The sequence below is a fragment of the Streptococcus massiliensis DSM 18628 genome (genome assembly GCF_000380065.1).
In the GTDB taxonomy this organism is placed as follows: domain Bacteria; phylum Bacillota; class Bacilli; order Lactobacillales; family Streptococcaceae; genus Streptococcus; species Streptococcus massiliensis.
This window is the reverse complement of sequence record NZ_KB904412.1, coordinates 1-10,496: the sequence shown is the minus strand read 5'-3', so window position 1 is coordinate 10,496 and position 10,496 is coordinate 1. Positions and strand designations below refer to the sequence as shown.

9 protein-coding genes are annotated in these 10,496 nt (G+C 41.4%); 4 read left to right on the top strand and 5 right to left on the bottom strand.

Annotated elements, in window-relative coordinates; translation table 11 throughout:
- Window positions 1–263 precede the first annotated feature (263 nt).
- Window positions 264–1,802, bottom strand: coding sequence for an ATP-binding cassette domain-containing protein (locus tag A3I3_RS0108025; protein WP_026129787.1), 1,539 nt, complete (start codon window positions 1,800–1,802; stop codon window positions 264–266).
- Between the two features lie 164 nt (window positions 1,803–1,966).
- Between A3I3_RS0108025 and A3I3_RS0108020 the strand changes: the two genes are divergently transcribed.
- The gene (locus A3I3_RS0108020; protein ID WP_223873767.1) at window positions 1,967–3,478 is read left to right on the top strand and encodes a polysaccharide deacetylase family protein; all 1,512 of its coding nucleotides are present in this window, start codon (window positions 1,967–1,969) and stop codon (window positions 3,476–3,478) included.
- Window positions 3,479–3,519: 41 nt separating this feature from the next.
- Here the strand turns inward: A3I3_RS0108020 and A3I3_RS0108015 are convergent, their stop codons facing one another.
- The 3 genes from A3I3_RS0108015 to rlmD form a co-directional block, all read right to left on the bottom strand.
- Window positions 3,520–4,200, bottom strand: a complete 681-nt coding sequence (locus A3I3_RS0108015) for a B3/B4 domain-containing protein (RefSeq protein WP_018372199.1) — start codon at window positions 4,198–4,200, stop codon at window positions 3,520–3,522.
- 67 nt (window positions 4,201–4,267) lie between these two features.
- Complete coding sequence (locus tag A3I3_RS0108010; protein WP_018372198.1) at window positions 4,268–5,080, bottom strand: hypothetical protein; 813 nt, start codon at window positions 5,078–5,080, stop codon at window positions 4,268–4,270.
- A gap of 14 nt (window positions 5,081–5,094) precedes the next feature.
- Window positions 5,095–6,453: a 23S rRNA (uracil(1939)-C(5))-methyltransferase RlmD gene (gene rlmD / locus A3I3_RS0108005; RefSeq protein WP_018372197.1), complete on the bottom strand. Its 1,359-nt coding sequence runs from the start codon at window positions 6,451–6,453 to the stop codon at window positions 5,095–5,097.
- 154 nt (window positions 6,454–6,607) lie between these two features.
- On the opposite strand from rlmD, the gene A3I3_RS0108000 reads away from it, so the two are divergent.
- Entirely contained in the window at window positions 6,608–6,904 is a 297-nt protein-coding gene (locus tag A3I3_RS0108000; protein WP_018372196.1) for a helix-turn-helix domain-containing protein, read from the top strand.
- Between the two features lie 181 nt (window positions 6,905–7,085).
- Here A3I3_RS0108000 and A3I3_RS0107995 read toward each other — a convergent pair whose 3' ends face one another.
- Complete coding sequence (locus A3I3_RS0107995) at window positions 7,086–8,048, bottom strand: polysaccharide deacetylase family protein (RefSeq protein WP_018372195.1); 963 nt, start codon at window positions 8,046–8,048, stop codon at window positions 7,086–7,088.
- 140 nt (window positions 8,049–8,188) lie between these two features.
- Between A3I3_RS0107995 and A3I3_RS0107990 the strand changes: the two genes are divergently transcribed.
- Both A3I3_RS0107990 and thrB read left to right on the top strand, forming a co-directional pair.
- The gene (locus A3I3_RS0107990; RefSeq protein ID WP_018372194.1) at window positions 8,189–9,475 is read left to right on the top strand and encodes a homoserine dehydrogenase; all 1,287 of its coding nucleotides are present in this window, start codon (window positions 8,189–8,191) and stop codon (window positions 9,473–9,475) included.
- Between the two features lies 1 nt (window position 9,476).
- On the top strand, window positions 9,477–10,346 hold the full coding sequence (thrB, locus tag A3I3_RS0107985) for a homoserine kinase (RefSeq protein WP_018372193.1): 870 nt from the start codon (window positions 9,477–9,479) through the stop codon (window positions 10,344–10,346).
- The last annotated feature ends 150 nt before the right edge of the window (window positions 10,347–10,496 follow it).

The window sequence follows — 10,496 nt, the reverse complement described above, 5'->3', positions numbered from 1 at the left end:
ATGTTAGGGTCTTTGATTTCCAGTAAGTTTGTGATAAAATTTAATTGTTCCATAAGATTCTTTCTAATGATGGTTTGGTCGCTTTTCATTATAAGTCTTATGGGACTTTTTTTCTACAACAAAATAGGCTCCATAATTCCTACAGTGGTTTTACCCACTACAGAAATTATAGAGCCCTTATGTCAGGCTCTTTTGCTTATATAATTTAGAAAATGATGTTTGTTCATGAATAGATTCGACAATCAAACTTTAAATAATAATTATCACAGCAATTTTTCTCTAACAACTTCCTCTAGCCCTCGTTCTGTCAATTCATAGACTTTGTCACAGACTTGTTTGAGAAAGGAACGGTCGTGAGAAACACAGAAAATGGCACCGGGGAAATTGCAAAAGAGTTGAGTGATTTCTGGGTGTGACAGTGGGGAAAGATTGCGCGTTGGCTCATCTAGAAGAAGAACATTTGCTTTATCTAAGACGAGTTTTAGAAGTAGTAGTTTCGCCTTTTGTCCGCCGGAGAGGTGTTTGATTTCGTGTTCGATCTCCTCGCGACGAAAATTCAGACTAGCTAAGTGAGTGCGCGCTTTTTCAAGATCATACATATCTCCTGATGGAGCTAAAAAGTCAAGCGGCAGTTTTTGCAACGGTAGTTCTTGGTCATAGTTTTGTGGCATAAAGGCAAGACGGAGATCTGTTCTCTGAGATAGGATTTTTCTAACTTCTGTCAAAAAAGTTGTTTTGCCAATTCCATTGGTGCCAATCAATCCGATTTTTTCTTGTCCTTTTAGTTGAAAGTGAATATTTTGTGCAAGAATTTTCCCAGCACGTTCAAGTTCCCAATTTTTTAAGTCGACTAAGATTTTATTAGGTGGAAGTGATTCAATTTCTTCAAAAAAGAGGGCAATTTGACTTTCTTGGTCGGGCATTTGTGTTAGCTGGCTTGCTTCTTTTTCGTAGCGTTTTCCTTGAGACAGCACAGTTTTCATTTTTTTAGCTAGAAGTCGTCCTTGCGTGCTATCATGAGCTTGTCTGAGTGCGTGTTGGACAGATTGTTGAAGTCGCTGATGGCGTGCTAATTTTTTCTCGTGTTCCTCTGCATCCTTGCGTGCTTGCTTACTAGCCTTATCAAAGTTTAGCTGCCGTTCTTTGATATAATCCTCATAGCCGATATTAGCAATCGTTGCGCGTGGTTCTCGTTTTTTCTTCAGCAATTCCAGATGCAGAATCCTTGTTGCCGTTGCTGCGAGAAAAGTGGGATCGTGTGAGATATAGATGACTGTCGCAGGGCTAGTTGCAATGAAATTTTGTAGCCAAATCAGCGTATCAAGGTCCAAGTCATTAGACGGTTCATCCAAAAAGAGAATCTCATAAGGCTGAGCCAGTTGTTTGATTAATTGAACCTTTAAGCGCTCACCACCTGAGAGAGTAGCTAAAATTTGCTCGCTTGCCAAACGATCACTTTCAAAATGCAACTCTTGAGCTAGGCGGTAGAGGAGTGCGTAGTCAAGATCCACCTCCAAATCGCCGAAGAAGTAGTCGTTGAGCGACTTTTTAGCATCATCAATTGGCAGTAGCTGTGGTAGGTAGGCGTAGCGAGAAAATTGTCGATGAATTTCGCCTGTTGCATTAGCATAGTTCTGAATCAACTCTGCCTCCATTAGGAAAGTCAGCAGGGTAGACTTGCCATTGCCCTCCTCGCCGATAATGGCTAATTTATCACCAACTTCCACAGTCAAGTTCAAATCTCGTATTAGGTCTTTTAAATCTCGATTATGGGTAATGGTTAAATGTTTGGTTTGTAATATCATAACGTGCTCCTTTGCTCTCTTACTTTTGAAAAGAAAAATTCCTACTAGAGACTAGTAGGAATAGTTTGTTATTTATTCTGCACAAAAACACAATACATTTTAATAAAAGCATTGACAAAAGAGCAGACAAAAAGCACAAAAACAAAACCTAACTAGTCAAGATGATAGTAAGATTTAGTTGTTCATGTGCTCCTTACCTCCGTGTGCTGTTTGAATACAGTATAGCAGAAAGCGCTTTAAAATACAAGAAAAAATTAATTTTATTTACGATAGACAACCCTAACAAAAAAGTCTATACTAAATATATGGAAAAAATAAATCTGAAAACAGTTATTTTATTGGCTTTGAACATTTGTTTACTTTTATTAATTCTTTTATTAGGAAAGCAAGTTTGGGCAACCTTTAAAGAGCGGCAGTTTGAATCAAAAATTCAAAAAATTGTGGCTCAACATGATAAAACCTATGAAAAAAAGTGGGTATCTAAACGTTCTGGACAATTTAGGAGAAATCAAGTTATAGCATACTACCCTACTGTAGAGCAGGATTTACTTTTAACAATTATGCAGAAAGTTGAAGACGATGTCAAACATCTATCACAAAATGAACGTGCTTTGGTTTTCTATACAGTTAAAGAGATAGATGTAGGATTAGCTAAGGTTTACGAACTTCGTTTGCAAAGGGAGCGTATCACCCTTGATAAGCAAATGATAGGCAAGCCAAAAACCAGACAACTGGACTATTATTATTCTCGTAGTGCCAGCCAAGTTTTGACTCTTGATCAGCTGTTCCATGACCCTGATCAGGCCAAAACACGGTTTGAAGAAGACTTTCGTAATCAATTAGCCTTTCGAAAAATAGACGATACAATAATTAGCGATGTAATTAACACCTTAAATGGGCAACCACTTTCTGGCTGGAAATTTCGCTATCAAGATAGAGCCTTTCACATTCAGCTTCCCAAAGCAGTAGGAGATGTGACGGAGCTAGCTTTGCCTATTACTAGTCTTTATGAAGTCATTAATCAAGAGTTTCTTAAAGATAAGGAATTGCAGCAGTGTAAAGCTTATCTAGCTGAAAAACTCAAAAAAGTGGTCGCTTTAACTTTTGACGATGGGCCAAATCCAGCGACAACTCCAAAAGTTTTAGATATTTTAAAGGCTCATCATGCCAAGGCGACATTTTTTACATTAGGTCAAAATATTGCCGGCAATGAAGCGATTATGAAGCGAGTGCTTGCTGAGGGAAGTGAAATTGGGAACCACTCTTGGAGTCATCCAAGTCTACCAACCTTGCCTGTAGAGCAAGTTCAGAAAGAAATTAATGATACAACTGCAGCAATTAAAAAAGCTGTTGGTATTGATAGTAAAATTATGCGTCCACCTTATGGAGATATTAATCTAACTGTTCAAAACGCAGTAGATCAATCTTTTATTATGTGGTCAGTTGATAGTTTGGATTGGAAAAATCGTGATACGAATGCGATTTTAAGTAGAATAAAAGAAGGAACTCAACCGGGATCTATTATCCTCATGCACGATATTCACCAAACAACAGTAGACGCTCTACCAGCTATTTTAGATTATCTCGATTCTCAGGGTTATGGCTATGTCACAGTTAGTGAATTATTGGAGAAGAAGTTGGCTCCACATCAGATTTACTATAGTCAAAATTAAAAATAAAACAGCCTTTTCTAATGAAAAGACTGTTTTTCCATTTATTGTCCCACATGAAAGACTTGGATTTCAAATTCTAGCTTGGGCATAGCGGCTTTTAAGTCTGCGCCAATCCTTTCAAGCGCTGCAACCCGCATATCAACAGAAGTATGGGCATTGCCCTGAATGACAAAGAGAGCGTTTTTGCTCGCTTCATCTAGCTTGTAATGCTCTGAGTCTCGGACGTCCAGCCAAGCCATAATGCCTTGTCCGTCCCGATAGACAAAGTCAGTCTCTGCGACATGCTTGGAGTTTGAAGAAATTGGGTGAAAAGTGTCTTCTTTTCCACAAAGGGTAACCGTCAGCGGAAAGGCAACCTTATCAAAATCATGAGCGCCTATGGCGAGCAGAGAAGTCAAAGACTCCACATTATAAATATCCACCACGCTATTGATACGAGGGATATCGCCTCTACGCTTGACATTTTTAATCAAGGCTAGGGCAGTAGGAGGATTTTTCTTGACACTTCGACCTACTTTGGCAATCATTTCCTGATAACCCTCAATGGTCGGATTGAGCTCCACATCCTCCAAGTCCACATTCAGCGCCCACTGCTCTTTTTCATGCAGCTTTTGCTCAAAGGCTTGAGATAATTCGGCTTCTGGGTCCAGATTTCTCGCAATCCCAACCACTACATCCGTAACACCTAGCTCTGCCATACTTTTATCAACCAAAAATTTCATGATAACGGCCTCCTTTTGGTGTGATTATAACATAATTGTTCTTAATAGTGTATTTACTGTATAAGTCTTAACTTAATCCACTAACAAATTGATACACTTTTTCGGTCCATTTTATTATCCCCTCTTGCGTGTAGTCTAAATAGTATATTCTAGATTTTATATTTTCAGGAATGATTTCCTCAAAACCTTTTTTACTAGTTGTTGGAATAATACAGGCGTATAAATTATCAGCCAAACTCAACTCATCTCTAATTTTAGCAGCATGATAACCATCAAAAACGTATTTTTCATTACGAATAATATCCTCATACTTGAAATGAAAACTAATGCTGGGCACAAAACCTTCATTTAGGTCGTATTCGTTAGGAAATCTTTCCAGTAACCTTTCCATGGCAAGTTTGTAACCAGAACTTGTATTAGACCAGTTAAACATAATGTAATGAAAATAATCCTTTGGGTCCCCGGCAGCATTTCTTTTGTCATTTACTAATTGTTCATCTGTGCGCTCAAATGCTCTAACAGCTGAGAGGAGTTTCCCGCTTTCAAATATCTTTATAGCTGTTTCAAGGGTACAAGTATGGCTTAAATAATCTGAAGTAACACATTTTCCATTTTCGTTATAAATACATGCTTCCTGACGATTGAGAGGAGTGAAAGGAAAATTAACATCACTGTTGGCGATATACTCATTAACTTTAGTCAAGATATCTGTATTATCACATTCTATTTTTGTATCTCTATCGTTTAGTTTTTCGTAAGCTATAAATTTTGCTATTTTATCAAGTTCCCAGTCCTTAATGTGTGGATATTCCGTTAATGCAAAGTAATAAATCCCATTCCATTGAAGACTATAATTTTGTTCACATATTTTTAGTATCATAATAATCTTTGTTTTTACCCCTGCTTAATAAGCACCCCCACACACTCGACATGATGTGTCTGCGGGAAGAGGTCGACGGGTTGGATTTTGCGGAGCTGGTAGCCCAGTTCTTGGTAGAGCTTGAGGTCACGCGCCATGGTGGCGACATTGCAGGAAATATAGGTGATTTTCTTAGGCGACATTTCAACGCTGGCTCTGATAAAGCTCTCGGTCAAGCCTTTTCGCGGTGGGTCAACGATAATAACATCCGGCTTAATGTTTTCGCTCTGCCATTTTTTCATGGCACTTTCTGCGCTGGCGCAAACATAATGCGCATTGGTGATACCGTTCAAAGCTGCGTTGCGGCAGCTATTTTCTACAGCCTCAGCAAGCACCTCCACGCCGTAAACCACCTTGACCTGCTTAGCCAAGGACAGCCCAATCGTCCCGATGCCCGAGTAGGCGTCGACCACCACGCTGTCTGCCGTCAGCTCGGAAAAGTCGATCGCCACTTGGTAGAGCTGCTCTGCCATTTGAGTATTGACTTGGTAAAAAGCTGGCGCGGCAATCTCAAAACGATTGCCCAGCATGCTATCAGTGATAAAATCCTGTCCGTAAAGGGTACGAAATTCCTTGCCAAAAATCGCATTTCCTGCTTGGTCGTTGATGTTTTGCATGACCGACTTAATGGCTGGAAATTGCTCAAGCAAGCGCTCAATCAACTGCTCCACGCGGAAAATCTTGGGACGGGTCGTCACCAAAATCAGCATGATTTCATGGCTATAATGCCCGCGCCGCACAACGATATTGCGAATGAGCCCCGAGCGCTCCTGTTCATCATAAGGTTTGAGGTCGAAGTGACGCAGCAAGTCCCGCACCGCCACAATGACCGCATCAATCTCTGGTGCCTGAATATAGAAATCCTCAAGCGGCAAGAGGTCGTGGGAATGCTTGCGAAAAAAACCAGTCTCCAGCTGTCCCTTGACGCGACGAACCGGCACTTGCGCCTTGTTGCGATAGTGGAAAGGCTGCGCCATACCAAGAGTCGGTGCAACGTCCACCTGAGAAATCCCTGCAATTTTATAGAGACTATCTGCCACCTGCTTCTGCTTAAACTTGAGTTGCTCCTCATAAGCCAAATGCCCCAAGTCCGCAATTCCCGTCCGCAAATAGGCCGCATCAAGATTTTCGTTGCGATGAGGCGATTTTTTCAGCCATTCTTCCACTTTTCCATAGGCAATTTTTTTATTCACTTTGAGTACGCGCATAAGGATTTTTTCGGTCGGCAGCGCATTTTCCACAAAGAAAACCAGCCCTTCGACCTTAGCAACACCCAAGCCCTCATGGCTCAAATCAACAATTTCTACCTCCAAGAGGTCATTTTTCTTTAGCATCTTTCCGTTCTTTCTATCATGATTTCCTGTCTTTATTATACTTGATTTAATCGATTTTACAAAGTTTAAAGTGAGATGAAATTTTTAGTTAGAAAGCATTGTTTTTGACCTTTGACTCTGCTATACTATAAATTAAAGTGATAGGAGGAGACCTATGTTTGATCATGAGAGACTAAAGAATCGGCGTTTGGCTTTAAATTTGCGACCAAAAGATATTTATGTCATTTTAGGTGTTACCAAGGCTACTTATGCTAACTGGGAAAGTGGTGCGCGTGTGCCTCAAGAACATGACATTAAGAAATTAGAGATGATTTTTGATGTAGAAGAAGACTATTTTATTGATAAGACCCACATTGTTGAAGTATTCCCGAAACTAAGTGATACAAATAAACGCTTAGTTGAAACATATGCCCATGATCTTTATCTTCAACAACTTGAAAGCGAGAGATAAGAAGGGAGTGGGACAGAACTCATTCCTTAAAAGGAATAGTTCGTTGTCCCACCCCCGCGATGCCTATTAGGGTTGCGCGGAGTCTGTAAAGACGAACGCAGAAGCCAAGAGGCTACCGCGTCTTGCAGATAATTTGAATTAATTTTAGAGGCTGAGACAATAGTTCTCAGCCTCTGTTTTTTTAATTTGTTGCAATCGTTGCAAGCAAGGTCTCTGCAGTCATATCAGGTGTGACACGAATCCGATTGAGTGAAAGTAGCCCGTTGCTAGCAGAAGCCAAACCTTCGTTAGTTGTTAAGCCTAGCTTATAACCTAGACTTTCGGCAATCTGCAAAGTAGTATCAGTATAACGTCCTGATGGATAGGCAACTGTTGTTGTATTTTGTGAAAGATTTTTATCCAAGTAAGATTTAGAATCTTTCAATTCAGTTTCTTGGGTAGTACTGTCTGATGCTGATAAGTCAGGGTGATGAACCGTATGATCTTCAAATGACATGCCTTTTGCTTTCATTTCTTTCATCTGCTCAAGTGTTAAAATACTTGCTCGTCCCTCTTCTACAAAACCAGTAATAACATTATTGGTAGCTTTCATTTTATACTTTTGCAAAATCGGAAGAGCGTGTGTATAGAAGTCTTCATTACTGTCATCAAAGGTCAACCAGACAACTTTTTTGTTTTCTGGAAGGACATTTTCTGTCAAGACTTTATAAGCTTCAGCAGGACTTAGTGGGTAATAACCAGCATCCTTTAAGGCTTTAAGCTGGCTCTCAAAGGTATCAGGATTAACAATGAGTCCTGCGTTGGCTGCTTCGGACGGATCCATGACATGGATGGCATGATACATGAGAATAGGAACTTGTACGGGTTTGTCCTGTTTAACCCACTTTATCTGTTCTTCCGTGCTGCTAGATGAATCAGTAGTTGAGCTCTGTTTTGTTGTGGAAGCTATTTTGCTGTCAACAGGTTGTACTGGCTTTCCTGAGTTTGATAAATGATTGATAGCATAAAATGTTCCAGTCACTACGAGTAGTGCAGCCAAGACAGCTAATAGACTGATTCCGATAATTCGTCCCTTACGCAGACGGCGTTTTGTTCTCCGTCGTGGACGTGGTGGTTGAGTGGGTTTTGCGACATGTTTTGCCAAGATGGTTCCTCCTTAAATGTTTATTTTACTTAAATTCTATTATAACAAAATATTGGCAAAAATTATTAAGAAAACTTTGTATGAATTTTGCGAAAATTTTAGTATAATAAAGTTATACAGAAATGACGAAGGAGACAAGGATGTCTATTAAAATTGCTTTACTTGGTTTTGGTACCGTTGCGAGTGGTGTACCATTTTTATTGAAAGAAAACGGCGATAAAATTCGCCAAGCAGCTCAAACAGAGCTTGAAGTTGCTAAAGTTTTGGTCAAAGATGACGCGGAAAAAGAGCGCCTTTTGGCTGCGGGAAATGATTTTCATTTTGTGACCAATGTTGATGAGATTTTAAACGACGACGACATCGCTATCGTGGTAGAATTGATGGGGCGGATTGAGCCTGCGAAAACCTTTATCAGCCGTGCGCTTGAAGCGGGTAAGCACGTAGTCACTGCTAATAAAGATTTGCTTGCGGTTCATGGGACGGAGCTGATTGAATTGGCTCAAAAAAATGGCGTCGCGCTTTACTATGAAGCGGCAGTTGCGGGCGGCATTCCCATTTTGCGCACCTTGGTTAATTCGCTGGCGTCTGACAAAATCACGCGGGTTTTGGGCGTGGTGAATGGGACATCAAACTTTATGATGACCAAAATGGTAGACGAGGGCTGGTCTTACGACGAAGCCTTGGCTGAAGCGCAGCGTCTTGGTTTTGCAGAGAGTGACCCGACTAACGACGTTGACGGGATTGATGCAGCCTATAAAATGGTTATTCTCAGTCAATTCGCCTTTGGGATGAATGTCAAATTTGAAGAGGTTGACCACAAAGGAATTCGCAATATCACGCCAGAAGACGTGGCTGTCGCACAAGAGCTAGGCTATGTTGTCAAGCTGGTCGGCTCAATCGAGGAGACACCGTCAGGGATTACTGCCGAAGTGACGCCGACTTTCTTGCCTAAAACTCACCCGCTGGCTAGCGTCAATGGCGTCATGAACGCCGTCTTTGTCGAGTCTATCGGTATCGGTGAGTCTATGTACTACGGTCCGGGAGCAGGGCAAAAGCCGACTGCAACCAGTGTCGTGGCGGATATTGCCCGCATTGCCAGAAGACTGCAGGAAGGTACGATTGGCAAAGCCTTCAACGAATATAGTCGTCCAGTCGAGCTGGCTCAGCCTGAGGACATCAAGAGTAGCTATTACTTTGCGATTTTCACTCCTGACGAAAAGGGGCAAGCCTTGAAGATTGTGGATATTTTCACGCAGGCAAATGTGTCGCTCAAGCAAATTTTGCAGCAGGAAGCGAAGGACAATCAAGCGCGCTTGGTGATTATCACGCATTCGATTGACAAAAATCAATTTGACAAGGTGTCTGCTGACTTGAGCGCAGTGGCAGATTTTGAATTGCTCAATACCTTTAAAGTTTTAGGAGAGTAAGATGAAAATTATTGTACCAGCAACCAGCGCCAATATTGGTCCCGGTTTTGATTCGGTCGGGGTTGCCGTATCCAAATACTTAACGATTGAGGTATTGGAGGAAAGGGACGCTTGGTTTATTGAGCATGATTTGAACCCTCGGATTCCTAAGGATAAGCGAAATCTTTTGATTAAGATTGCGCTGCAGGTCGCGCCAGATTTGCAGCCTCATCGGCTCAAGATGACGAGCGATATTCCCTTGGCGCGTGGGCTTGGCTCATCAAGTTCCGTCATTGTGGCGGGAATTGAGCTGGCAAATCAGCTGGCAAATCTCAATTTGACCGACGAGGAAAAGCTACGTATCGCGACCAAAAGCGAAGGACATCCTGACAATGTCGCGCCAGCTATTTTTGGCAATCTGGTCATTTCTAGCTATGTTGATGAGCAGGTAGCAGCGATTGTTGCGCCAATGCCTGAGACGAGCTTTATCGCCTATGTACCGACTTATGAGCTGAGGACGACTGATAGTCGTGATGTATTGCCGACAAAGCTATCCTATAAAGAAGCTGTAGCAGCGAGTTCAGTAGCAAATGTCGCTATTGCAGCTCTCTTAAAAGGGGATATGCTGGCGGCTGGACGCGCTATTGAGTCAGACCTTTTTCATGAGCGCTATCGGCAATCTTTAGTGAAAGAATTTGCACCAGTCAAAGAAATTGCAACTAAGCATGCAGCTTATGCAACTTATCTTTCTGGCGCAGGGCCAACCATTATGACTTTAGCAGCAAGCGATAAAGCGGTGCCGATAAAAACTGCTATTGAAGCAGCAAATTTTGATGGAGAAACCTTCATTCTTGAAGTGGACACTCAGGGTGTGCGCGTTGAGAAAGGTTAAACATGACAGAGCCTGGGACAAAATAATTCTCAGCCACAAAAAAAGCTAGAGCTTCCCAATTGCGGAACTCTAGCTTTTTAATTTTGAGTCGTTCTCTTATTGTATTTTAGGAGGTTATTGGCCATAAGTACCAATCCCATGTCAATTCTC